Source organism: Streptomyces sp. NPDC034099 (genome assembly GCF_055575415.1).
The window spans coordinates 325,309-346,355 of record NZ_JBVISR010000004.1 but is presented as its reverse complement, the minus strand read 5'-3'; the positions used below and the strand labels follow the sequence as shown (position 1 = coordinate 346,355).

Genomic DNA, 21,047 nt, shown 5'->3' with positions numbered 1-21,047 from the left:
TCTACCGCTCCCCCAACGCCACGAGCCGCTCGGCCAGTCGCGGGGCCGTCGGCCGCTCCAGGGCCTCGACCACCCGGCCGTCGGCCATCACCAGCGCCCGGTGGGCGCGGGCCGCGGCGGCCGGGTCGTGGGTGACCATCACCACGGTCTGACCGAGGTCGTCGACGAGTGCGCGCAGCAGCCCGAGCACCTGGTGGGCGCTGCGCAGGTCCAGCGCGCCGGTCGGCTCGTCCGCGAAGACGACGGCGGGCTTCGCCGCCAGCGCCCGTACGACGGCGGCCCGTTGCTGCTGGCCGCCGGACAGCTCGGCCGGGCGGTGCGACAGCCGGTCGGCCAGCCCCACCCGTTCGGTCAGTGTCCGCAGCCAGTCCCGGTCCGGGCGCCGGCCGGCCAGCCGCAGCGGCAGCGTGATGTTGTCCTCGACGCTGAGCGAGGGGATCAGGTTGTATGCCTGGAACACAAAACCGACGCGTTCGCGGCGCAGTTCGGTGCGCCGGGTCTCGTTCAGGCCGGAGATCTCCTGCCCGTCGATGCGGACGCTGCCGGACGTGGGGGAGTCGAGGCCGGCGGCGCAGTGCATCAGCGTGCTCTTGCCGGACCCCGAGGGCCCCATCACCGCGAGGAACGTGCCGTGTTCCACGGTCAGCGACACCTCGTCCAGGGCCCGTACGCCGCCCGGGTACGTCCGGGCGACCCGGTCCAGGGCGATGGCGGGCGCCCTGCGCGCGGTGACGGCCGGAAGGGCGGCGGTGCTCATCGCCGCCCCCGCAGACCGCGCACGACGAGGGTCCCGGCGGCGAGCACGGTGACCACGCCGCTGGCCAGGTGCAGCGCGGTCGCGGCACCGGTGAAGGAGAGGGCCATGTTGGCGACCGCGCTGAGCACCACCACGGCCCACAGCAGCGTCCGCAGGACGTCCCCGCGGGAGACGGCGTCCGGGCCGTCGCCGGGGCCGGAGCCGGGAACGGCCCGGGGTGTGCCCAGCCGATAGGGGTCCCGGTGGTCCTGGTGGTCCGGGTGGTTCCGCTGGTCCCGGTGGTCCTGGTGCGTCATGGCTGCGGCCTCCGTCGGCGTCGCTCTCGGTGGTCTCCGACGCTATGGACCGGGGCCCCCGGCGGCCGATCCCGTGGGCCGCCCGGTCCGAGGTACAGCAGGCTGTACTTTCCGGCTCCGCACCCGTCACCGGCCCGTACGGCGGCATAGGGTCGGCCACGCCGGAGCGGGGCCCACCGCCCGGAGGGAGGCAGGCGGATGACGGTGCCGATCACATCCGTGCGGGAGACCGCCGTACGGACCCTGCGCGCCGCCGGTGCGGCGACGGGGCAGCTCGTCGGCGGTCTCGGCACGGCGTTCCTGGCGCTGGGCGTGCTGCTGCTGGTGGCCCTGGCCGCCGTGGCCGCGCCGGTCGGCGTGGGCCTGCTGCTCGCCCCCGCCGCCCTGCGTGCCCTGCACGGGCTCGCCCGCCGGGAACGGGAACGCCTGTCCCGCCGGGGCATCGAGATCGTCCCGCCCGACCCGCCGCCCACCCGGCTGCGGCCCGCCCTGGCCGACCCCACCACCCGGCGCGAGCTGAGCTGGCTGGTCCGGCACGCCACCCTGGGATTCCTGCTGGGGCTGCTCGGCTTCCTGCTGCCGTTCTGCGCCGTCCGGGACGCCACCTTCCCGCTGTGGTGGCGGCTGGTCCCCGAGGACGCGACGACCACGTCCGTCGGTGTCGGCACCGCGCACACCTGGCTGGACGCGCTCGCGGCGACGCTGCTGGGCGTGGGCTGGACCGCGATCCTCCTGGGCCTGGGACCCGGCATGGCCCGGCTCCAGGCGGCCCCGGCCCGGCGGCTGCTCGCGGCGGGCCCGGACACGGACCTGTCGCTGCGGGTGGCGGAACTGACCGCCACCCGGGCCGCGGCGCTGGACGCGCACGCCACCGAACTGCGCCGGATCGAACGGTCCCTGCACGACGGCGCGCAGAACCGGCTGGTGTCGGTGACGGTGCTGCTCGGCGCGGCCCGGCGGATGGCGGCGCGCGACCCCGCCGGGGCGGACGAGCTGCTGGAACGGGCGCAGTCCGCGGCGGAGCAGGCGCTGGCGGAGCTTCGTTCGGTGGCGCGGGGCATCCTGCCGCCGGTCCTGGCCGACCGCGGCCTCGCGGACGCGCTGTCGGGGCTGGCGGCGGACTGCGGGGTGCCGTGCCGCGTCGAGGCCGACGTGCCCCAGCGGTGCGCGGCGTCGGTCGAGGCGACGGCGTACTTCGTGGTGGCCGAGGCGCTCACCAACATCGCGAAGCACAGCGGTGCCGCACGGGCCTCGGTCACGGTCCGGGCCCGTGGGGGCCGGCTGCGCCTGCTGGTCGAGGACGACGGCCGGGGCGGCGCCGACGAGGACGGCGGCTCGGGCCTGACCGGCATCCGCCGCCGCGTCGCGGCCCTGGACGGCACCCTGCGCCTGACCAGCCCGCCCGGCGGTCCCACCGTCCTCGACGTGGACCTCCCCTGCGGGAGCTGACCCACCGGGACGGGGGGCGGGGCCCGCAGTACGGTGGAGGAACCGGGGGCATGCCGCGCACCGGCCCCGACACCGGTGCCGCTTCCGGCGATCGACGACGCCGGGCCGGATCCGCCCGAGCCCGGGGCAGGACTCGCCTCATGACGGTGCACGTGCCGGTGCGGCCGGCGACCACAGAGCCTCCCGAGCGGTCCGCCGGAAACCACCGGCCGGGCCCGCGGCGTCCGGGGCGGGTGTACGGCTCCTCGCCGCAGGCCGGCGAACGGCTGCGGCCACTGACCCGGCGTCAGATCGAGGACCGCTTCGCCGAGCTGGGCGACCTGTACGCGCAGACCTCCGGCGGCGGCCCCCGGGCGTGGAACATGGCCCGCGGCGCCTTCCTGCGTCACCTGGGCGCCGACGTACGGCGTCCGGGCTTCTGCCTGCTGATAGCGGAGACCACCGTTCTGACCGGCTGTGCCTACGGCTACCCCGTGCCCGGCGGCGACCCGCGCGGCGTGCGGGGCCTGGCGCCGTACCTGCCCAGGACCGTGCTGCCCGTCGCCGCGTCGGGCGGGCTCTTCCTGGTCTCCGGGATCGTCGTCCCGGCCCGGGTGCGCCGACAGCACCAGGACCGTGCCTGGAACCTCGCCCGGCGCCTGCAGACCCGTCTGCTCGCCGAGCACGACGCCGCCCTCGGCATCACGCTGGTGGACCGCACCGACGGCGCGACCGTGCAGGCACTGCGCTCCTGGGGCTGGCGATACGCCGAGGGCGACACCCTTCAGTCGTCCGTGCTCGGCCGGTACGGCGTCCTGGTCCTCGGACGCTGAGCGGCACCGCGGCGAACGGAAATCTCGTCCCGCTGAAACAATTATTCGTCCGGCGCGGGAATAATTGTCCGGCGGGGAAAAGGGTAGATCTTTGCCGGTGATTTCTTCCCTGGCTGTTGATGTATTACGTGCTAGGCTGGACATCAGTTGCAGTTGTGGTTGCCATTTGTGTTACCGGGTTTCCCGGGCAGGTGATCATCGCAGCGATGGGAGGGCCCGCACGGTGTGGGCCTTCAGCACTGCCTAGGAGAAAAAAGCATGGCTTCCGGTACCGTGAAGTGGTTCAACGCCGAAAAGGGCTTCGGTTTCATCGCGCAGGACGGCGGCGGCGCCGACGTCTTCGCCCACTACTCGAACATCAACGCGCAGGGCTTCCGTGAGCTCCAGGAGGGCCAGCGGGTGAACTTCGACGTCACGCAGGGCCAGAAGGGCCCGCAGGCGGAGAACATCGTCCCCGCGTAACACTGCGCGACGTACGCCCGGCGTACGTCCACGTTTGTATCGAGGGCCCGCACCGCACGGTGCGGGCCCTCGGCGTGTGTGTGCGCCCGCGCCCGCCGTCACCAACCGGTGGCCAGCAGGTGGTTGAGGAGCAGGGCCAGGACCGCCTGCGCCGTCAGCCAGCCGCGCGGGCGGGTGAGGAAGGCGCAGGCCGCGAGGAGCCACAGGGCGAAGGGGAGCCAGATGCGTTCCGTCTCCGCCTTGCTCATGCCCGACAGGTCGGCCGCCAGCAGCGCGATCAGCGCGGCGGCCACGAGGAACGCCAGCCGGATCTCCCCGGCCCGCCCGCCCCCGGCCCGCCACCGGACGGCCAGCACGCCCCCGGTCCGCCGCAGCCCCGCCGCCGTCGCCAGGCCCGTGATGAGCACCGTGCAGGCGAGGTTGGCCCACACCCAGTAGCCGTACGGGCGGACCCCGCCCGCGCCCTCGTAGTAGCGGGTGACCAGCAGGCGGTACGCCTCCCACCAGTCGAACCCGGCCATCGTGAACGCCACCGGCACCGCCGCCGCCCCCGCCAGCAGCGGCACGAGGAGCACCGGCCGCTCCCGCACCCCCTGCCGGCCGAGCAGCAGCACCGCCGCCGCGATCACCGCGAACAGCGTCAGGCCGTACGAGAGGTAGCAGGTCAGCCCGAACAGCAGTCCCGAGCCCGCCGCCCACCACGGAGAGCGCCCGGTGACCGCGAGGGCCAGCAGCGCCACCGCCCACGCGGCGACCGCCGCGAAGCAGCCGTCGGCCGACGTGCCCAGCCACACCGCGGCCGGTGCCAGCACCAGGAAGGGCGCCGCCCGCCGGGCGAGCCGCTCGTCCGCCAGCGCCCGCACCGCCACCAGCACCGCCACGCCCCCCGACGCGCCCACGGTGATGGTGAACGCCCCGGCCCAGCCCCCGCCGCCGAGCCCGATCCGGTCGAGCAGCACGTAGATGAGCGTGGCCGCCGGGGGATGCCCTGCGACGTGCGCGGGCCAGTTGTCGGGGGAGTGCAGCAGGATGTGCCCGGTGAAGTCGCGCAGGGTCGCCGGGACGTCGTGCCAGCGGTCGATGACCGAGAGGTACTCCTGGCTCGTGGTGAGCCGTCCGGCGACCCCCCGTTCCCACCCGTCGACCAGCGCCAGCGACCAGATCCAGGCCAGCGCCCCGCCCCACGCCGCGGGCAGCAGCGCGCGCCACGGCAGCCGGGCGGCGACGGCCGGGCCGTACGCCACGACCGCCGCCGCGACCAGCAGCGCGGCCGGGGTGCCGGGGCCCGGGTGCGGGTCCCAGCGGCCCAGCAGCGGCGGCCAGCCGACGATCAGGTCGTCGTAGGTGTACGCGTACCGGCCGACCAGGACGGCGGCCGTCACGAGCAGCACGGCGGCCGCCGCGGCGTACAGGTCGCGGGGGACGGAGCGCTGGCGGGTCGAGGTCACCCCGGCACCGTAGGCCGGGAGATCACGCGGCGGGCGGTGCGCGGGGCGGACGTCAGCGTTTCGTCATGGGTCGCGGACCGTCCGGAGGGCATCTCCCGGCCTACGGTCGGCACATGCGCGACCTCGCCCCACGGCTTCCCTCCTCCCCGGGTTTCTGGCGCAGCCCGCTGCGCGGCCCCTGGTTCACGTCGGTGCTCGGCCTCGTCCTGCTCGTCGGCATCACCGTGCTGTTCGTGACCGGGCTGCTCTCGTACGCCGCCTACAACCCCGATCTGTCGCCGGTCAACGACAAGACCCCGGACAAGGGGGTCCTCGGCTTCTACCTCTTCGCCTGGCCGACCGACCCGCCCTGGCTGTACCGCCTCACGCAGGGCGTCCACGTGACCCTCGGGCTGGTCCTGATCCCGGTGCTGCTGGCCAAGCTGTGGTCGGTGGTGCCGAGGCTGTTCACCCTGCCGCCGGTCCGCTCGCTCGCCCACGCGCTGGAGCGGATCTCGCTGCTGCTGCTGGTCGGCGGCGCGCTGTTCGAGTTCGTCACCGGGGTGCTCAACATCCAGCTGGACTACCTGTTCCCCGGCTCCTTCTACCCGCTGCACTTCTACGGCGCCTGGGTCTTCTTCGCGGCGTTCGTCGCGCACGCCGTGCTGAAGACGCCGGCCGCGCTGCGCAACCTCCGGGCGATGCGCGAGGAGCGCGACGACCTGGTCTCGCCTCGGCCGGCCGCGCCCACCGTCTCGCGGCGCGGGGCCCTGTGGTTCGTCGGGGGCGGCTCGCTCCTGATGTTCGCCACCAGCGCGGGGCGCGGGTTCGACGGGCCGCTGCGGGCCACGGCCGTGCTCTCCCCGCACGGCGGACCCGAGCCGGGCAGCGGTCCGAACGGTTTCCAGATCAACAAGACCGCCGCCCACGTGGGCATCGACCCGGCCGAGACCCGTGCGGACACCTGGCGGCTCGTCGTCACGGGCCGCGCGGGAACCGTCCGGTTCAGCCGGGCCGAACTGCTCGCCATGGAGCAGCACGGCGTGGCCCTGCCCATCGCCTGCGTCGAGGGCTGGTCGACGTCCGACCAGTGGTGGCGCGGGGTGCGGCTGCGGGACCTGGCCGCGCGCGTGGGCCACGAGGACGACCCGCCGGACGTGTTCGTCGAATCCCTCCAGCGGCGCGGCGCCTTCCGCAGCGGGGCCCTGCGCGCCAACCAGGTGGCCGACCCGCGCTCCCTGCTCGCCCTGTACGTCAACGGCGCGGAGCTGAGCCCGGACCACGGCCACCCGGCCCGGATCATCGTGCCCGCCGCCCCCGGCGTGCTGAACACCAAGTGGGTGGCCCGGATGACGTTCGGAGACCTGGGATGAAGCGCGTACGCGGGGTGCGCGGGCTTCGGCCCCGGATCGGCAGCCCCTTCCAGATCCTCCTGCTGGCCTGCTCCTTCGCGCTCGCGGGCTACGCGGGCGTGCGGCTGCTCGCCGACGACTGGCTCGGCGTGGCCCTCTGGTTCGTGGGGGCGGCGCTCCTGCACGACCTGGTGCTGCTGCCGCTGTACTCGGTGGCGGACCGGGCGCTCACGCGCGGGCTCGGCGCGGTGCGCCACCGGGAGTGGACCTCGTACGTCCGGTTCCCGGCGGCCTGTTCCGGGCTGCTCCTGCTGGTGTGGTTCCCGCTGATCGGCGGCCGGGTCGACGCGAGCTACGCGGGGGTCGCCGGGCTGTCGGCGGACGGCTTCCTCACCCGCTGGCTGCTGATCACGGCGGCGCTGTTCGGCGGCTCGGCGGTGCTGCTCGCCGGGCGGCTGCTGCGCAGCGCGACGAAGCGGCGCTCCCCCGACGTCCACTGACCGGCGGTCCGCCAGCCGGCGGCGCCCGCACGGCGCAGCAGGGCGCGGGTGCCGATCCGGGCCCAGGGGAACGGGCTGCCCGCGGTGCGGGCGCGGGCGTCGGTGACGTCGACGAGCTGCACGTGGGCGCGTTCGTCGACGTCGGCCGGGGCCGTCTCGGCGATCAGCAGGCCGCCGGGTGCGAGCAGGGCGGCGACGCGGGCGAGCAGGGCACGGGGGTCGCCGCCGATGCCGATGTTGCCGTCCATGAGGAGGACGGTGTCCCAGCGTCCCTCGCCGGGCAGCGGCTCGAACACGGAGCGCCGCAGGGACGGCCCGCCGAGCCGCACGGTGCGGGTCACGGCGGCCTCGCTGACGTCGATGCCGAGCACGGTCCGGCCCCGGGCGGCGAGTTCGGCCACCAGTCGGCCGGGTCCGCAGCCCACGTCGAGCACGGCGCCCTCGGAGCGGTCCAGCACCTCCAGGTCGACCGCGTCGGCCCGGGCGCACCAGCGCTCCACCTCCAGCGGCAGCAGCCAGCCGTCGGCGCGGCGCAGGAACAGCGGCCCGTGTCCCGACCGCAGGGCGGCGGTGTAGGGGTCGGAGGCTTCCCACGCGGGGTCGGGGGTCTCCCGGGCGGGGTGGGGGGACGGCCGGCCGGGGGCGAGGCGCGTGGTCCCCTCCGCCTTCACCGGCTCGCCCGCCGGTCCGGGGCCGGTGTGCAGACCGCCAGCCGGGCGGCGAAGCGGCCGTACGGGGCCAGGGCGGCGACGGCGCGGGCGTCGGCGGCGGTGTCGACGTCACGCAGGGGCGGCAGGTCGCACACCCGCAGCCCCGCCGTCAGGAGCCGCTCGCGCTGCACGGCTCCCGTCACCGGCGTCGACATGGGCACGCCCCGCAGCAGGGCGGGCTCCGGCCGGGCCAGACCGAGGGCCCAGAAGCCGCCGTCCTCGGCCGGGCCGAAGTACGCGTCGCAGTCGCGGAAGTCCACGTCGAGCAGGTCCGGCGTCACCTGGGGGGTGTCCATCCCGATCAGCAGGGCGGGCCCCGCGCACCCGGCGAACGCGTCCGCGAGGCGTGCGTCGAGACCGCCCGCGCCCTGCGGTACGACGTCGAAGCCGGGCGGCAGCCAGGGGCCGGGGGCGCCGTCGAGCACAAGGACCCGGCGCCGCGCGGGCGTCGCGGCCACGGCGCTCAGGGTGTCGGCGAGGGCCGCCTCGGCCAGCGCGGCCGCCTCGGCGGGGGTGAAGGGCGGGGTGAGCCTGGTCTTGACCCGGCCGGGGCGCGGTTCCTTGGCGATGACGAGGAGGGTGGTCGTGGCGGTCACCGGACGCCGCTCCGCTCGCCGGTCCCCGCACGGCCGGCCGGCGGCTCGGCCAGCACGCGGCGCATGTCCCGCACCGCGTGCCAGGTGCCGCGCCAGGTCCCGGTCACCTTCGAGGCGCCGGTGCGGGGCAGGTACGGGACGTCGTGCTCGGCGATCCGCCAGCCCGCGTCGGCCGCCCGGACCACCATCTGGAGCGGGTAGCCGCTGCGCCGGTCGGTGAGACCGAGGCCGAGCAGCCGCTCGCGGCGGGCGGCGCGCAGCGGGCCGAGGTCGTGCAGCCGCAGGCCGGTGCGGCGGCGCAGCATCCGGGCCAGGGCGAGGTTGCCCGCACGGGCGTGCACGGGCCACGCGTCCCTGGTCCGCGGTCGTCGGCGGCCGAGCACGAGGTCGGAGGTGCCGGCGCGGACCTCGTCCACGAAGGGGATCAGCAGGGACGGGTCGAGGGAGGCGTCGCAGTCGCAGAAGCAGACGATGTCGGCGGTCGCGGCTCTCAGCCCGGCGTGGCAGGCGGCGCCGAAACCGCGGCGCGGCTCGGTCACGACCGTGGCGCCGAGCGAGCGGGCGAGGTCCGCCGAGCCGTCGGTGGAGCCGTTGTCGACGACGAGCGCACGCCAGCCGGCCGGCACGCGGTCCAGGACCCAGGGGAGGGCCCCGGCCTCGTTCAGACAGGGGAGTACGACGTCGACGTCCGGAGCGGGCGAGGTGGTCACGGCGTTCACCCTACGAACCGGAACCGGACGAATCGGGCTTCCACTCCTTACGAAACACGGACGTCGGCGGCCCGGCCGCCCACGGCAGGCACACCGACGAGGACACGGTGCGAGGCTGGGCACATGCACCAGCAGCCCCCCGAGCCCGCTCCACCGGCCCCGTCGGCCGCCGAACCCGCGACCGTCCCCGCGGCCGGGCCTGCGACCGTCTCCACGGCCGGATCCACGGCCGCCCCGGTGGCTGGACCCGCGCCCGAATCCACCGCCTCTCCTGCGGCGGAGCCCACGGCGGTCCCCACGGCTGGACGCGCGGCCGAACCCGCCGCCGTCCCGGGGGCTGGTCCTGAGGCCGAATCCGCGGCCGCCCCGGCGGCCGAGCCCGCAACCGCCTCCGCGGCTGAACCCGCAGCCGAATCCGCCGCCGCCCCCGCCCGGGTTCTCGTCGTGGACGACGATCCCACCGTCGCGGAGGTGGTGGCCGGTTATCTGGTGCGTGCCGGTTATCGCGTCGACCGGGTCGGTGATGGGCCGGCCGCGCTCGAGCGGGCCGCCGTGAACCGTCCGGACCTGGTGGTGCTCGACCTGATGCTGCCCGGCATGGACGGACTGGAGGTGTGCCGGCGGTTGCGCGGACGGGGGCCGGTGCCGGTCATCATGCTGACCGCGCGGGGCGACGAGGACGACCGGGTCCTCGGCCTGGAGGTCGGCGCCGACGACTACGTCACCAAGCCGTTCAGCCCGCGGGAACTGGTGCTGCGGGTGGAGTCCGTCCTGCGCCGCACCCGGCCGGCCCCGGCACCCAGCCCGCCGTCCGCGGCCGGTCTCACCGCCGACCCGGCCTCCCGCAGGGCCACCAAGAACGGCACCGAACTCGCCCTCACGCTCCGCGAGTTCGACCTTCTCGTCTTCTTCCTGCGCCACCCCGGGCGGGCGTTCGCCCGGGAGGAGCTGATGCGCGAGGTGTGGGGCTGGGACTTCGGCGACCTGTCCACCGTGACCGTCCACGTCCGGCGGCTGCGGGGCAAGGTCGAGGACGATCCGGCCCGGCCCCGGCTGATCCGGACGGTGTGGGGCGTGGGCTACCGCTTCGACCCCGCCGGCCGGGAGGCGGACTGACCGTGCACGCCACGCTCCTCATCGCCCTCTACGCCTTCGCGGGCGCCGCCGCCACCGGCCTGCTGGGCGCGGCCGTGCTGCGCCTGATCCGGCGGCGCTCACTGACCGCGTCCCTCGCCGTGGTCGCGGCGGTCGCCGTCCTCGCCATGCTCGCCGGCACGCTCGCCGTCGCGTGGGCGATGTTCCTGTCCCCGCACGACCTGTCCGTCGTCACCACCGTCGTGGCGATGGCGGCCGTCGTCTCCCTGGCCACGGCGCTGCTGCTGGGCCGCTGGGTGGTCGCCCGCAGCCGTGAACTGGCGGCGGCGGCCCGCTCGTTCGGCGACGAAGGCGACTACGCGGCCCCCACCACCCCGGCGACCGCCGAACTGGACGCGCTCAGCCGCGAACTGGCGGCCACCAGTGCCCGGCTCGCCCGGTCCCGGGAGCGGGAGCGGGCCCTGGAGACCTCCCGGCGCGAGCTGGTCGCCTGGATCTCGCACGACCTGCGTACCCCGCTGGCGGGGCTGCGCGCCATGTCCGAGGCGCTGGAGGACGGGGTCGCCGCCGACCCCGACCGCTACCTGCGGCAGATCCGCGCCGAGGTGGAACGCCTCAACGACATGGTCGGCGACCTCTTCGAACTCTCCCGCATCCACGCCGGCACGCTCGTCCTCAGCCCGGCCCGGATCTCGCTCTACGACCTGGTCGGCGACGCCCTCGCGGGCGCGGACCCGCTCGCGCGCCGGCAGGGCGTACGGCTGGTCGGCGACGCGGTGGCGGCCGTACCGGTCGAGGTGGACGGCAAGGAGATGAGCCGGGTCCTGGGCAACCTGCTGGTCAACGCGATCCGCCGCACCCCGGCCGACGGCACGGTCGCGGTCGCCGCCGAGCGGTCCGCCGACGGCGTGGTGGTCTCCGTGACCGACGGCTGCGGCGGCATCCCCGAGGAGGACCTGCCGCGGGTCTTCGACACCGGCTGGCGCGGCACCCACGCCCGTACGCCCCCGGCCGGGGCGGGTCTGGGCCTCGCCATCGTCCGCGGCATCGTCGAGGCCCACCGCGGCCGGGCCACGGTCCGCAACATCCCCGGCGGCTGCCGCTTCGAGGTGACCCTGCCGCTGGCGGAGGCCTGACCGGCGCGGCGCCCGCTCCGGCGGACCGTGCCGCCGGCGCGGGCCCCCTGCGTCACGCGCTCCGCAGGCCCGCTCGGGCGAACTCCCGCATGCCCTCGGCGAATCCCACCCGGGGGCGCCAGCCCAGCTCGGTCCGCAGGCGGGCGGAGTCGGCGGTGATGTGGCGGACGTCGCCGAGGCGGTACTCGCCGGTGACGACGGGCTCGGGGCCACCGTGGGCGGCGGCCAGCGCGGTGGCCATCTCGCCCACCGTGTGCGGCTCACCGCTGCCGGTGTTGTAGGCGTTGAGGGCACCCTGTGGCGGCCCGGCGGCCTCCAGCGCCGCCACGTTCGCCGCGGCCACGTCCCGCACGTGCACGAAGTCCCGGCGCTGGCGGCCGTCCTCGAAGACGCGCGGGGCCTCGCCGCGGGCCAGCGCGGAACGGAAGAAGGAGGCGACACCGGCGTACGGGGTGTCGCGGGGCATCCGGGGGCCGTACACGTTGTGGTAGCGCAGCGACACCGCCGTCCCGCCGGTCGTCCGCGCCCAGGCGGCGGCCAGGTGCTCCTGGGCCAGCTTGGTCGTGGCGTACACGTTGCGCGGGTCGGCCGGGGCGTCCTCGCCGACCAGCCCCGGTGACAGCTCCGCACCGCACTCCGGGCACGCGGGCTCGAACCGGCCCGCGTCCAGGTCGGCGACGGCGCGCGGTCCCGGCCGCACCACCCCGTGCCGGGGGCACGCGTACCGCCCCTCCCCGTACACCACCATCGACCCGGCGAGCACCAGCCGCGGGACGCCCGCACCGGCCATCGCGGCGAGCAGCACGGCGGTGCCGAGGTCGTTGCGGGAGACGTACTCCGCCGCGTCGGCGACCCCGTCGCCGAGGCCGACCATCGCCGCCTGGTGGCACACGGCGTCCACCCCGGCCAGCGCCCGCCCGAGGGCCGCCGGATCGCGCACGTCGGCGCCGGGGTCCTCGCGGACGTCGTAGCCGACGGGCTCGTGCCCGTGCTCCCGCAGGGCCTCCACGACGTGGGACCCGATGAAACCGGCGCTGCCGGTGACCAGTACGCGCATGCCCGCCACGCTAGGCCCGCCAGGGCGCCGGACCGGGCTCGCCGCCCGGCACGTCACGGGTCCGTAAGGAGCGCGGGCGGCCGCGACCGCCCCGGCGACTTTGCCATTCCTTTACAACCCGCCCGGTCCCCGCCTCGTCTCTCCGTCCGACCCGCATCACCACCCCCCACGTGGTGCGCCGACGACGAGAGAGAGCGACCCGATGCGCCGAACCATCCTCACCGCCGTGGCCCTGGCCTGCACCGCCGTACTGGCGGGCACCGCGCCCGCGTTCGCCGACGGCCCCACCCCGGTCCCCTCCGCCCCCGCCGAGAGCGCCCCGAGCCCCGGCACCGGGCCGGGCGACGCGACCCCCGCGCCCGCCCCGTCCGTCAGCGTCCCCGCCGCCGAGCCGACCGAGGCACCGGCCCCCGCGCCCGCCGACGGCCAGGTCTCCGTCGTACCCGAGGGCGCGGCCGACACCGGGGTGGCGGCGCCCACGGACCCCGCCGGGACCGACGCGTCCGTGGTCGGGGCGGGCGCCGGCGGGGTGCTCCTCGCGGGCGGCGCGGTGCTCTTCGTCGTCCGCCGCCGACGGGCGGCGGCGACCGGCGCATGATCCCGCGCCCCGGCCGCGCCCTCGCGACCGCCGCACTGGCCGCGCTGCTCGTGGGCTGCGGCGGCGGCCAGGGGGACGCCGACACCGCCCCCGGCCGCCCGGCGCCCACGACGGCCACGGCGGCACCGCCCGCGCAGGCCCCCGCGAAGCCGGTGCGGCCCCTGGCGCGTTCGGTGCCCGTGGGGCTGCGCATCCCCGCTCTCGGGGTCGACACCCCGGTGATGGGCCTAGGGCTGGCCGCGGACGGCACGGTGGAGGTCCCGCCCGTCACGGACGACGACCGCGCCGGCTGGTACCGGCACTCGCCGACCCCGGGCCAGGTGGGGCCGTCGGTCCTCCTCGGCCACGTCACGGTGGGCAGGTACGGCGACGGGGTCTTCCGTCACCTGGCGCGCCTGCACCGCGGCGACCGGATCGAGACGCGCCTGGAGAACGGCACCGCCGCCGAGTTCACGGTCACGGCCGTACGGACGGTGGCGAAGGCGGACTTCCCGACGGAGGACGTCTACGGGGACGTGGCCGGACCGGAGCTGCGGCTCATCACCTGCGGCGGCCCGCGCGACGGCGAGGAGTACCGGGACAACGTGATCGTCTTCGCCGGACTGAGCGCCACCAAGGGCACCCGGCACAGGCCCTAGTACGCACCGCATACCCTCACGACCATGGAGAGCGTTGAAACGGTCCCGTGACAGGGCGGCGTCCGAGCTGTTCGCCGCCCTGTATCCGCGCCTCGCCGGCTGGTGCCGCCGGCTCGTCGACGACGACGAGACGGCCCACGAGATCGCCTCGGAGGCGTTCACCCGGCTCTGGGCCCGCTGGACGTCCGTGGAGGAGCCCCGCGGCTTCCTCTACGTCACCGCCGCCAACCTCGTCCGCGACCACTGGCGCAAGCTGGAGCGCGAGCGCCGGGCGGTGCGCCGGGTCACCGCGGAGGTCGCCGTGCGTCCGCACCCCGAACAGGCCGACCCCTCGGTGCGGTTGCTCGTACAGTCCCTGCCGGAGCGCCTGCGCGTGCCGATCCTGCTCCACTACTACGCCGACATGCCGATCCGGGAGGTGTCCGTGCTCACCGGACGCAAGGAGGGAACCGTCAAGGCCGACCTGCACGCGGCCCGCGAACTGCTCCGCGTCCATCTGAGGAGAAGCCTTGACCACACGCCTTGAGGACGAGATGGACGAGCCCGGCTTCGAACGCGACGGCGACGATCCGCTGCTGGTGGTCCTGCGTCCGGGCGCCGATTTCCTGGGGCCGCCGCCGGGCCGCTACGAGGCGATCCGCCGGGCGGCGTCCCGGCGCCGCCTGCTGCGCGCCGCCGCCGGTGCCGCCGCGACCGCTGCCGCCGCCGCACTGATCGCGCTGCCGCTGCACTGGGCGGCCCCCACCCCGTCCACGCGCCCGGCGCCCCCCATGGCCCCGGCCCCGGCCGCCCCGACACCCGAGGTCTCGCCGAGCCCGGCCCCGCCGAGGGACTCCACACGGGCGCCCGGCACCGGTGCCGCACTGCCGACCGAGGACCCCGCCCCGCCCGCCGCCACGCCGTCGCCCTCCGAGCCGTCCGTTTCCGAGCCGTCGGCCGAGCCGGGCGACCCGCCCGTCGGGCAGGCACCGTCGGGCACTCCCGGCACCGTGGCGCCCACGCCCTCGGCGCCCGACCCCGCCGAGCAGGGCGGCCCGGCCGCCGCGGACGGCGCGGCTGCTACAACAGGGCGATGATCTATCACGTGGTTCCGCTCACCGAGTGGAACGCCGACCCGGGGCAGCCGTACGCGCCCGCCTCCCTCGCGGAGGACGGGTTCGTCCACTGCTCGCCCGACGAGGAGACCACGCTCGCCGTCGTCAACGCCTTCTACCGCGCCGCGCCCCGGCCGCTGGTGGCGCTCCTCCTGGACGAGGACCGGCTCACCGCGAGGTGCGAGTGGGAGGCCGCCGACCCCGCGCCGCCCCCGGGCGTCGCCGCGGGCACGCGCTTCCCGCACGTGTTCGGCCCCCTCGACCGCGCGGCCGTCCAGCGCGTGCTGGAGGTCCGCTGGGACGACGGGGGCCGGGCCACGGGACTGTCCTGACCTCAGTGGTCCTGGGGGACGGTGGTGCCGCCGAGCAGCGCGGACGCCGTCTCGACCGGCGTGGGGGCGGGCGCCGAGGGCGCGGGCTCGGCGCCGGGGGCGGGGTGGCAGGTGAAGCCGAGGCGGGCCATGGCCCGGGTCACCTCGCCGCCGGAGAAGTCGCGTCGGTCCTGCCGGGTGATGACCTCGCCCACCTGCTTGACGGGGTAGCGGCGACGGCCGATCGTGACCGACTCACCGGTGACGGGTTCGGGCGTGACGCCCTTCATCGAGTCCAGGACCCCGCCCTTGGTGAGGTCGAACGGGTACCGGGCGATGACACAGCGCATGATGCCTCCACAAGCGGGATGGGGCGGGGGGTGGGTCCGGTCGGTCCTAGGGCGGGGCGTCCCAGGGGCCTTCCAGGGTTTTCCGGTGGTGTCCGAGGGATGTCCGAGCGGTCTCAGGCCGCCGAGCCGGTCGAACCGGCCGACCCGCCCGCGGACTGGCGGCGCGGCCTGCGGCGCGGGGCCTCACCGGCGGGCCGCCCCTGGCCGGTGCGCGGCTGCGCGGAGCCGGAGCGGCCGGCCTGGGCGCCGGCGCCCTGTCCGCCGGCGCGCCCCTGCGAGGAGGAACGGCCGCGGCGGCCGCGGGACGAGGAACCCGAGCCGGCGGCGGTGCGCCGGGGGCGCTCCACGACCGGCGCGGCGATGACGACGGGGACACCGGAGGGCGTCTGCGCACCGGTGATGCGGGCCAGGTCCGCCTCGCCCGAGCGGACCGGGGTGACCTGCGGGGTGATACCGGCCAGGGACATCAGCCGGGTCATCTCACGCCGCTGGTCCGGCGTCACCAGGGTGACGACGCTGCCGGACTCGCCGGCCCGGGCGGTGCGGCCGCCCCGGTGCAGGTAGTCCTTGTGGTCGCCGGGCGGGTCCACGTTGACGACCAGGTCGAGGTTGTCGACGTGGATGCCGCGGGCCGCGACGTTGGTCGCCACCAGCGCCGTCACCTGCCCGTCCTTGAACTGGGCGAGGGTCCGGGTGCGCTGCGGCTGGGACTTGCCGCCGTGCAGTCCGGCGGCGCGCACCCCGCTCTTCAGCAGCTGCTTCACCAGCCGGTCCACCCGGTGCTTGGTGTCCAGGAACATGATGACCCGGCCGTCGCGGGCCGCGATCTCCACGGTCGCGCGCTGCTTGTCCTCGTCGTGCACGTGCAGCACGTGGTGCTCCATCGTGGTGACGGCACCGGCCGAGGGGTCGACGGAGTGGACCACCGGGTCGGTCAGGTAGCGGCGGACCAGCCGGTCGACGTTGCGGTCGAGGGTGGCCGAGAACAGCATCCGCTGCCCGTCCGGCTGTACCTGGTCGAGCAGGGCGGTGACCTGCGGCATGAAGCCCATGTCGGTCATCTGGTCGGCCTCGTCCAGCACCGTGATGGCGACGTCGCCCAGGACGCAGTCGCCGCGGTCGATGAGGTCCTTGAGCCGTCCGGGCGTCGCGACGACGACCTCCGCGCCGGAGCGCAGCGCCCCGGCCTGCCGGCCGATCGACATGCCGCCGACCACGGTGGCCGACCTGAGGCCGACGGCGCGGGCGTACGGACCGAGCGCGTCGGTGACCTGCTGGGCCAGCTCACGGGTGGGGACGAGGACCAGGGCGAGCGGACGCCGCGGCTCGGCGCGCTTGCCGGCCGTACGGGCCAGCAGGGCGAGACCGAAGGCGAGCGTCTTGCCCGAGCCGGTGCGGCCGCGGCCGAGTACGTCCCGTCCGGCCAGGGAGTTCGGCAGGGTGGCCGCCTGGATCGGGAACGGCACGGCCACGCCCTGGTCGCCGAGGGCGGCCAGCATGCGGGCCGGCAGGTCGAGTTCGGCGAACGTCTCGACGGCGGGCAGCGCCGGGGTGACCGTCTTCGGCAGCGCGAACTCGCCGCCCTGGGGGGCGGCGGCCGGACGGCGGCCGGAGTTCTGCGGGCGGCCGGCCGAACGGGAGCGTCGGGGGCCTTCGCCGGAGCGCCTGCGGTCGTTGGTGCGTGTGCGGTTCATGGGGAACCTTCCTTGATATGGCACGTATCAAGGGAGACCCGCAGCGGACGAGCGGCGCAGGGAATCGCAAGAACGAGCCGACCCGGTCGATTTCGGCGTGATGCGCCGAGTGGACCGGGAGAATTGGTGAATTGCGGGAAACGCGGGTGAATCGAATGCGCGGGGGGAAATCGGTGACCCCCGCGGCGTGGCCGGGCGGCGGGCGCCCGGAAACGCGGCGAGCTGGGGCCCGCACCCCAAGGTGCGGGCCCCAGCTGCGGAGTATGCGTGAGCGTCAGGCCGGGGTGATGTTCTCGGCCGTCGGGCCCTTCTGGCCCTGCGCGATGTCGAAGGTCACCTTCTGACCCTCGAGCAGCTCGCGGAAGCCCTGCGCGTTGATGTTCGAGTAGTGGGCGAAGACGTCGGGGCCGCCGCCGTCCTGCTCGATGAAGCCGAAGCCCTTTTCGGCGTTGAACCACTTCACGGTGCCGGAAGCCATGTTTTCTCCTTCGGTACGGTGCTCGGAGTTCACCCTGTGTGCACTCCGGTCGCCGTGATGATCACCCCGTCGGAAAAAACCTTCAGGCAACCAACCACAACTGCAACTTCCGTCGACACTAGCACGCCGTGATCGGCCGGGTCCCGGCGATAATCCTGACCCGATCGGCCGCCCGGGGAATATTCCCGGGACGGCGACGGATTTTCTCCCGCCGTCGCGGCAGATATCGCCCCCGCCATGCCCCGGACGCCCCCGTCCCGAGACAAAGGACACGTTCGTACCGTCGGTCAGCCGAGGTCGGCCAGGTCCTCCGCGGTGAGGGTGATCGAACCGGCGGCCGTGTTCTCCTCCAGGTGGGCCGGGGAGCCGGTGCCGGGGATGGCCAGGGTGACGGGCGAGGAGGCGAGCAGCCAGGCCAGGGCGATCTGCGGCACCGTGGCGCCGTGCCGGTCCGCGACCTTGGCGATGCGGTCCCCGCGGATGTCGCTCAGGCCGCCGCCCAGCGGGAAGTACGGCACGTAGGCGATGCCGGCCTCCTCGCAGCGGGCCAGCACCTCCGTGTCGTCGCGCTTGTCGGTGTGGAAGTGGTTCTGGACGGCCGCCACGGGGGCGATCGCCCGCGCTTCGGCGAGGTGTCCGGCGTCCACGTGGCTGAGGCCCAGGTGCCGGATCAGGCCCTCCTCGCGCAGCGCGGCCAGCGCCTCGAAGCGGGCGGCGACGGACTCGCCCCGCGGTGGCGGTTCGATGCCGCCGATGCGGAGGTAGACCAGGTCGAGTCGGTCGACGCCGAGGCTCTCCAGGTTCTCCTCGACCAGTGCCCGCAGCGCGCCCGGGTCCGTGGTCGCCTCCAGGCCGCCGTCCGGGGTGCGCAGCGGGCCGACCTTGGTGGCGATCACCAGGCCGTCCGGGTAGGGGTGCAGGGCCTCGCGGATCAGGTCGTTGGCGCGGACGGAGCCGTCGTCGCTGGTGTAGAAGGCGGCGGTGTCGATGTGGTTGACGCCGAGTTCCACGGCACGGCGCAGTACGGCGCGACCGGTCTCCGGGTCGCGGGCCGGACCGTGGAAGCTGTTGGTGGGCAGGCGCATGGCTCCGAAGCCGATCCGTCCGATCGGAAGGTCGCCACCGAGGCGGAAGTCGTTGCTCATGGCCTCACCCTGCGCGGCGCGCTCCCTGCCGACGAGCCCGTGGCAGCTTGCTGCCAAGCGACCGGCAGCCGCCCCACCGGGCCGTGGTGAAGGGGGAGGACAGACGCCCGGCCGACGGGCCCACGCGGCACAATGGCCGTATGGCAGAGAGCATCACGGTGCACGGTGACACGGAGTTGCTGGCTCGCGCCGGGCATCTCTTCTCCTCCGTCCGGGAGGAGTTCGTCTGCGCCGCCCGCGACCTCGACACCTGGCCCCGCCCCGCCGCCCGGCAGGTCGCCCGGGCACGGGTGCGGGACAGCGGCGCTTCACGCGTCCGCAAGCTGCTCAGCCCCGCCGCGCTGGCCGACGAGGGCGGCAGGGCGCATCTGGGCGAGCTGGCCGCCCGGGGTGCCCGGGTGCGGATCGCGGCCAGTGCCCTGCCGCACGAGACGATCATCATCGACCGGCGCTGGGCGATCCTCGCCGGAGCGGACTCGCCCGGCGGCCGCGCGTACACCGTGACCGGTGCGCCGACCCTGGTCGGCGGCGTGCACGCCCTGTTCGAAGCCGCCTGGGAGGCGGCCACCGACCTCGCGTCGTTCCTCCGGGGCGAGCAGCCGCAGCTCGACGCCGGGAGCCGGACGGTGCTGCGCGCGCTCGGCTCGGGCGCCACGGACGAGGCCGCCGCGCGGGAGCTGGGCATGTCGCTGCGCACCTACCGGCGCCGGGTCGCCGCACTGCTCGACGCCCTCGACGCCGGGTCGCGGTTCCAGGCGGGGGTGCGCGCGGGCGAACTGGGCCTGAGCGGCTGACGGCACAACGGCCGAACGGCTCGCGCGGAACGGTTCGGCGTCCGGTTGCGTCGTCCCCTTTCAGGGTGCGGCGGGCGTGCCCCGGGGAGGGGCGGTGCGGTGGGTGGTACGGACGGGTTCGCCAAGTGGACGCGACGGTTCGAGGACGAGCGCGAGCGCAGAGCGGCGCGGGACGACCCGGACTGGGCGCGGGGCGCCGTGCTGCACCGGGCCGTGTGGGCCGGCATCCAGCGCTTCCAGGTCGGCGAGGACGGTGACGGTGCGAACCTCGTCGCCAAGGCGGAGGAGGCGGGCGACGCCGACTACGCGCGGGCCGTGCGGCTCTTCGTCGCCGAGGAGCAGAACCACGCCCGGCTCCTGGCCCGGCTGCTGGCCGCGGGCGGCAGGCCGACGCTGAGCGGCCACTGGAGCGACACCGCCTTCGTACGGCTGCGGCGGCTGCTGGGCCTGCGCACGGAACTGCTGGTGCTGATGATCGCCGAGGTCGTGGCGCTGCGCTACTACCGCGCCCTGCGGGACGGCACCGACGACGCGCTGACCTCGGAGGTGGCGGGCCGGATCCTGGCCGACGAGCGGCGCCACGTCCCCTTCCACTGCGCGCGGCTGCACGACTCGCTGACCGAACTCCCCGCCGTGACGCGCCGCCCCGTGATGGTCCTGTGGCGGTTGCTCCTCCTCGCCGCCACCCTCGTCGTCGTCGCCGACCACGGCGCGGGGCTGCGCCGCCTCGGCGTCGGACGGCGCCGTTTCGCGGCCGACGTCATGGCCTCCTCCGCCGAGGTGGTCCGCGCCGTACTGACCCCGCGGCCGGACGCGTGGACCCCCGGCGCCGGCGCCTGAGACCGGGCGGCGGGGGCGGCGGCGGACGGTCAGTTTTCGAGAAGCACCGCGGGCCCGCCCGCCCCTACCGTCGAGGACATGAACTCCATCGACTCCGTCACCCTCGAGGTGGCCGACACCGAGGCCGCCGCACGCTTCTACTCCGACGCCTTCGGACTCGACGGATCGCGGGTGCGGGTCCGCGCCGGTGACGCCCCGACGAGCGGGTTCCGCGGCTTCACGCTGTCGCTCGTGGTGGCCCAGCCCGGCAACGTCGACGCGCTGTTCTCCGCCGCCGTCGACGCCGGCGCCACCGTCCTCAAGCCCGCCGCCAAGCCGCTGTGGGGCTACGGCGGGGTCGTCCAGGCACCCGACGGCACGGTCTGGCAGATCGCCACGTCGGCGAAGAAGGACACCGCCCCGGTCACCCGCGACGTCGACGAGATCGTGCTCCTGCTGGGCGTCGAGGACGTCAGGGCCACCAAGCGGTTCTACGTCGAGCAGGGCCTGACCGTCGGCAAGAGCTTCGGCGGGAAGTACGTCGAGTTCGCCACCGGCCCGGGCACCGTCAAGCTCTCCCTCTACAAGCGCCGGGCCCTCGCCAAGGTCGCGGGCGTGTCCGCCGAGGGCACCGGTTCGCACCGTCTCGTCGTCTCCGGCGGCACCCGCCCGTTCGACGACCCGGACGGCTTCACCTGGCAGCCGGAACCCAGCCACTGATGGGCTAGTTTCCTGTGCATGTCATCACGGGAAACTCCGCGAATACC

At 75.5% G+C, this 21,047-nt stretch carries 25 protein-coding genes; 14 read left to right on the top strand and 11 right to left on the bottom strand.

The genetic code is table 11. From position 1 onward, the window contains the following. Position 1: 1 nt before the first annotated feature. Both ACZ56V_RS14050 and ACZ56V_RS14045 read right to left on the bottom strand, forming a co-directional pair. Positions 2-757, bottom strand: coding sequence for an ABC transporter ATP-binding protein (locus ACZ56V_RS14050; protein WP_356367390.1), 756 nt, complete (start codon positions 755-757; stop codon positions 2-4). Continuing rightward, positions 754-1,053 carry a hypothetical protein gene (locus ACZ56V_RS14045; protein WP_398911582.1) on the bottom strand — a complete coding sequence of 100 codons (300 nt, stop codon included), beginning with the start codon at positions 1,051-1,053 and terminating at the stop codon, positions 754-756. The genes ACZ56V_RS14050 and ACZ56V_RS14045 overlap by 4 nt, the downstream gene beginning before the upstream one ends. Positions 1,054-1,251: 198 nt before the next feature. On the opposite strand from ACZ56V_RS14045, the gene ACZ56V_RS14040 reads away from it, so the two are divergent. The 3 genes from ACZ56V_RS14040 (at position 1,252) to ACZ56V_RS14030 (ending at position 3,776) form a co-directional block, all read left to right on the top strand. Then, positions 1,252-2,502 (top strand): sensor histidine kinase, encoded by a 1,251-nt coding sequence (locus ACZ56V_RS14040; RefSeq protein WP_468942201.1) that lies wholly within the window; start codon positions 1,252-1,254, stop codon positions 2,500-2,502. A gap of 140 nt (positions 2,503-2,642) precedes the next feature. Next, on the top strand, positions 2,643-3,314 hold the full coding sequence (locus ACZ56V_RS14035) for a hypothetical protein (protein ID WP_467378886.1): 672 nt from the start codon (positions 2,643-2,645) through the stop codon (positions 3,312-3,314). A gap of 258 nt (positions 3,315-3,572) precedes the next feature. Next, on the top strand, positions 3,573-3,776 hold the full coding sequence (locus tag ACZ56V_RS14030) for a cold-shock protein (protein ID WP_059299396.1): 204 nt from the start codon (positions 3,573-3,575) through the stop codon (positions 3,774-3,776). Positions 3,777-3,874: 98 nt separating this feature from the next. Here ACZ56V_RS14030 and ACZ56V_RS14025 read toward each other — a convergent pair whose 3' ends face one another. Then, positions 3,875-5,224, bottom strand: a complete 1,350-nt coding sequence (locus ACZ56V_RS14025) for a hypothetical protein (protein ID WP_468942197.1) — start codon at positions 5,222-5,224, stop codon at positions 3,875-3,877. Positions 5,225-5,337: 113 nt separating this feature from the next. Between ACZ56V_RS14025 and ACZ56V_RS14020 the strand changes: the two genes are divergently transcribed. Then, positions 5,338-6,576, top strand: coding sequence for a molybdopterin-dependent oxidoreductase (locus ACZ56V_RS14020; RefSeq protein WP_398911586.1), 1,239 nt, complete (start codon positions 5,338-5,340; stop codon positions 6,574-6,576). 331 nt (positions 6,577-6,907) lie between these two features. Here the strand turns inward: ACZ56V_RS14020 and ACZ56V_RS14015 are convergent, their stop codons facing one another. The 3 genes from ACZ56V_RS14015 to ACZ56V_RS14005 are packed head-to-tail and all read right to left on the bottom strand — an operon-like array spanning position 6,908 to position 9,080. Next, positions 6,908-7,726: a class I SAM-dependent methyltransferase gene (locus tag ACZ56V_RS14015; RefSeq protein ID WP_468942194.1), complete on the bottom strand. Its 819-nt coding sequence runs from the start codon at positions 7,724-7,726 to the stop codon at positions 6,908-6,910. After that, on the bottom strand, positions 7,723-8,361 hold the full coding sequence (locus tag ACZ56V_RS14010; RefSeq protein WP_398911588.1) for a TIGR04282 family arsenosugar biosynthesis glycosyltransferase: 639 nt from the start codon (positions 8,359-8,361) through the stop codon (positions 7,723-7,725). Before ACZ56V_RS14010 ends, ACZ56V_RS14015 begins: the two co-directional genes overlap by 4 nt. Next, positions 8,358-9,080, bottom strand: coding sequence for a glycosyltransferase family 2 protein (locus ACZ56V_RS14005; RefSeq protein WP_398911589.1), 723 nt, complete (start codon positions 9,078-9,080; stop codon positions 8,358-8,360). The genes ACZ56V_RS14010 and ACZ56V_RS14005 overlap by 4 nt, the downstream gene beginning before the upstream one ends. Before the next feature lie 435 nt (positions 9,081-9,515). Between ACZ56V_RS14005 and ACZ56V_RS14000 the strand changes: the two genes are divergently transcribed. Both ACZ56V_RS14000 and ACZ56V_RS13995 read left to right on the top strand, forming a co-directional pair. Beyond that, positions 9,516-10,187, top strand: coding sequence for a response regulator transcription factor (locus ACZ56V_RS14000; protein WP_468942191.1), 672 nt, complete (start codon positions 9,516-9,518; stop codon positions 10,185-10,187). Positions 10,188-10,189: 2 nt separating this feature from the next. Further along, complete coding sequence (locus ACZ56V_RS13995) at positions 10,190-11,302, top strand: sensor histidine kinase (protein ID WP_356367375.1); 1,113 nt, start codon at positions 10,190-10,192, stop codon at positions 11,300-11,302. A 52-nt stretch (positions 11,303-11,354) separates the two neighbouring features. Here ACZ56V_RS13995 and ACZ56V_RS13990 read toward each other — a convergent pair whose 3' ends face one another. Then, positions 11,355-12,359, bottom strand: a complete 1,005-nt coding sequence (locus ACZ56V_RS13990; RefSeq protein WP_468942187.1) for an NAD-dependent epimerase/dehydratase family protein — start codon at positions 12,357-12,359, stop codon at positions 11,355-11,357. Between the two features lie 202 nt (positions 12,360-12,561). Here ACZ56V_RS13990 and ACZ56V_RS13985 point away from each other — a divergent pair, with 202 nt between their 5' ends. From ACZ56V_RS13985 to ACZ56V_RS13965, 5 genes are read left to right on the top strand one after another with little or no spacing between them, the layout of a single operon-like run. Next, a complete protein-coding gene (locus ACZ56V_RS13985) occupies positions 12,562-12,957 on the top strand; it encodes an LPXTG cell wall anchor domain-containing protein (RefSeq protein WP_467378895.1) in 396 nt (131 codons plus the stop codon). After that, entirely contained in the window at positions 12,954-13,595 is a 642-nt protein-coding gene (locus tag ACZ56V_RS13980) for a class F sortase (protein WP_467378896.1), read from the top strand. Before ACZ56V_RS13985 ends, ACZ56V_RS13980 begins: the two co-directional genes overlap by 4 nt. Positions 13,596-13,629: 34 nt before the next feature. Further along, a complete protein-coding gene (locus tag ACZ56V_RS13975) occupies positions 13,630-14,121 on the top strand; it encodes an RNA polymerase sigma factor (protein WP_003975205.1) in 492 nt (163 codons plus the stop codon). Then, positions 14,105-14,671 (top strand): hypothetical protein, encoded by a 567-nt coding sequence (locus ACZ56V_RS13970; RefSeq protein WP_468942183.1) that lies wholly within the window; start codon positions 14,105-14,107, stop codon positions 14,669-14,671. The genes ACZ56V_RS13975 and ACZ56V_RS13970 overlap by 17 nt, the downstream gene beginning before the upstream one ends. Then, positions 14,668-15,021, top strand: a complete 354-nt coding sequence (locus ACZ56V_RS13965) for a DUF952 domain-containing protein (protein WP_356367364.1) — start codon at positions 14,668-14,670, stop codon at positions 15,019-15,021. Before ACZ56V_RS13970 ends, ACZ56V_RS13965 begins: the two co-directional genes overlap by 4 nt. A 2-nt stretch (positions 15,022-15,023) precedes the next feature. On the opposite strand, the gene ACZ56V_RS13960 is transcribed toward ACZ56V_RS13965, so the two are convergent. From ACZ56V_RS13960 to ACZ56V_RS13945, 4 genes are all read right to left on the bottom strand, one after another. Then, positions 15,024-15,350: an SCO5918 family protein gene (locus ACZ56V_RS13960; protein WP_467378899.1), complete on the bottom strand. Its 327-nt coding sequence runs from the start codon at positions 15,348-15,350 to the stop codon at positions 15,024-15,026. A 113-nt stretch (positions 15,351-15,463) separates the two neighbouring features. After that, complete coding sequence (locus ACZ56V_RS13955) at positions 15,464-17,044, bottom strand: DEAD/DEAH box helicase (protein ID WP_398911596.1); 1,581 nt, start codon at positions 17,042-17,044, stop codon at positions 15,464-15,466. Positions 17,045-17,318: 274 nt separating this feature from the next. Further along, positions 17,319-17,522, bottom strand: coding sequence for a cold-shock protein (locus tag ACZ56V_RS13950; protein ID WP_003975209.1), 204 nt, complete (start codon positions 17,520-17,522; stop codon positions 17,319-17,321). 287 nt (positions 17,523-17,809) lie between these two features. Further along, on the bottom strand, positions 17,810-18,667 hold the full coding sequence (locus tag ACZ56V_RS13945) for an aldo/keto reductase (protein WP_467378901.1): 858 nt from the start codon (positions 18,665-18,667) through the stop codon (positions 17,810-17,812). A gap of 140 nt (positions 18,668-18,807) precedes the next feature. On the opposite strand from ACZ56V_RS13945, the gene ACZ56V_RS13940 reads away from it, so the two are divergent. From ACZ56V_RS13940 to ACZ56V_RS13930, 3 genes are all read left to right on the top strand, one after another. Continuing rightward, complete coding sequence (locus ACZ56V_RS13940; protein ID WP_468942178.1) at positions 18,808-19,461, top strand: DNA-binding response regulator; 654 nt, start codon at positions 18,808-18,810, stop codon at positions 19,459-19,461. 99 nt (positions 19,462-19,560) lie between these two features. Further along, the gene (locus tag ACZ56V_RS13935; protein ID WP_468942175.1) at positions 19,561-20,301 is read left to right on the top strand and encodes a ferritin-like domain-containing protein; all 741 of its coding nucleotides are present in this window, start codon (positions 19,561-19,563) and stop codon (positions 20,299-20,301) included. 78 nt (positions 20,302-20,379) lie between these two features. Next, on the top strand, positions 20,380-21,000 hold the full coding sequence (locus ACZ56V_RS13930; RefSeq protein WP_468942172.1) for a glyoxalase: 621 nt from the start codon (positions 20,380-20,382) through the stop codon (positions 20,998-21,000). The last annotated feature ends 47 nt before the right edge of the window (positions 21,001-21,047 follow it).

Excerpts from the sequence above, each read along its gene's own strand:
- ACZ56V_RS14050 (WP_356367390.1), bottom strand. The coding sequence starts at position 757 with ATGAGCACCGCCGCCCTTCCGGCCGTCACCGCGCGCAGGGCGCCCGCC.
- ACZ56V_RS14045 (WP_398911582.1), bottom strand. The coding sequence starts at position 1,053 with ATGACGCACCAGGACCACCGGGACCAGCGGAACCACCCGGACCACCAG.
- ACZ56V_RS14040 (WP_468942201.1), top strand. The coding sequence starts at position 1,252 with ATGACGGTGCCGATCACATCCGTGCGGGAGACCGCCGTACGGACCCTG.
- ACZ56V_RS14035 (WP_467378886.1), top strand. The coding sequence starts at position 2,643 with ATGACGGTGCACGTGCCGGTGCGGCCGGCGACCACAGAGCCTCCCGAG.
- ACZ56V_RS14030 (WP_059299396.1), top strand. The coding sequence starts at position 3,573 with ATGGCTTCCGGTACCGTGAAGTGGTTCAACGCCGAAAAGGGCTTCGGT.
- ACZ56V_RS14020 (WP_398911586.1), top strand. The coding sequence starts at position 5,338 with ATGCGCGACCTCGCCCCACGGCTTCCCTCCTCCCCGGGTTTCTGGCGC.
- ACZ56V_RS13990 (WP_468942187.1), bottom strand. The coding sequence starts at position 12,359 with ATGCGCGTACTGGTCACCGGCAGCGCCGGTTTCATCGGGTCCCACGTC.
- ACZ56V_RS13985 (WP_467378895.1), top strand. The coding sequence starts at position 12,562 with ATGCGCCGAACCATCCTCACCGCCGTGGCCCTGGCCTGCACCGCCGTA.
- ACZ56V_RS13980 (WP_467378896.1), top strand. The coding sequence starts at position 12,954 with ATGATCCCGCGCCCCGGCCGCGCCCTCGCGACCGCCGCACTGGCCGCG.
- ACZ56V_RS13965 (WP_356367364.1), top strand. The coding sequence starts at position 14,668 with ATGATCTATCACGTGGTTCCGCTCACCGAGTGGAACGCCGACCCGGGG.
- ACZ56V_RS13960 (WP_467378899.1), bottom strand. The coding sequence starts at position 15,350 with ATGCGCTGTGTCATCGCCCGGTACCCGTTCGACCTCACCAAGGGCGGG.
- ACZ56V_RS13955 (WP_398911596.1), bottom strand. The coding sequence starts at position 17,044 with ATGAACCGCACACGCACCAACGACCGCAGGCGCTCCGGCGAAGGCCCC.
- ACZ56V_RS13950 (WP_003975209.1), bottom strand. The coding sequence starts at position 17,522 with ATGGCTTCCGGCACCGTGAAGTGGTTCAACGCCGAAAAGGGCTTCGGC.
- ACZ56V_RS13945 (WP_467378901.1), bottom strand. The coding sequence starts at position 18,667 with ATGAGCAACGACTTCCGCCTCGGTGGCGACCTTCCGATCGGACGGATC.
- ACZ56V_RS13940 (WP_468942178.1), top strand. The coding sequence starts at position 18,808 with ATGGCAGAGAGCATCACGGTGCACGGTGACACGGAGTTGCTGGCTCGC.
- ACZ56V_RS13930 (WP_468942172.1), top strand. The coding sequence starts at position 20,380 with ATGAACTCCATCGACTCCGTCACCCTCGAGGTGGCCGACACCGAGGCC.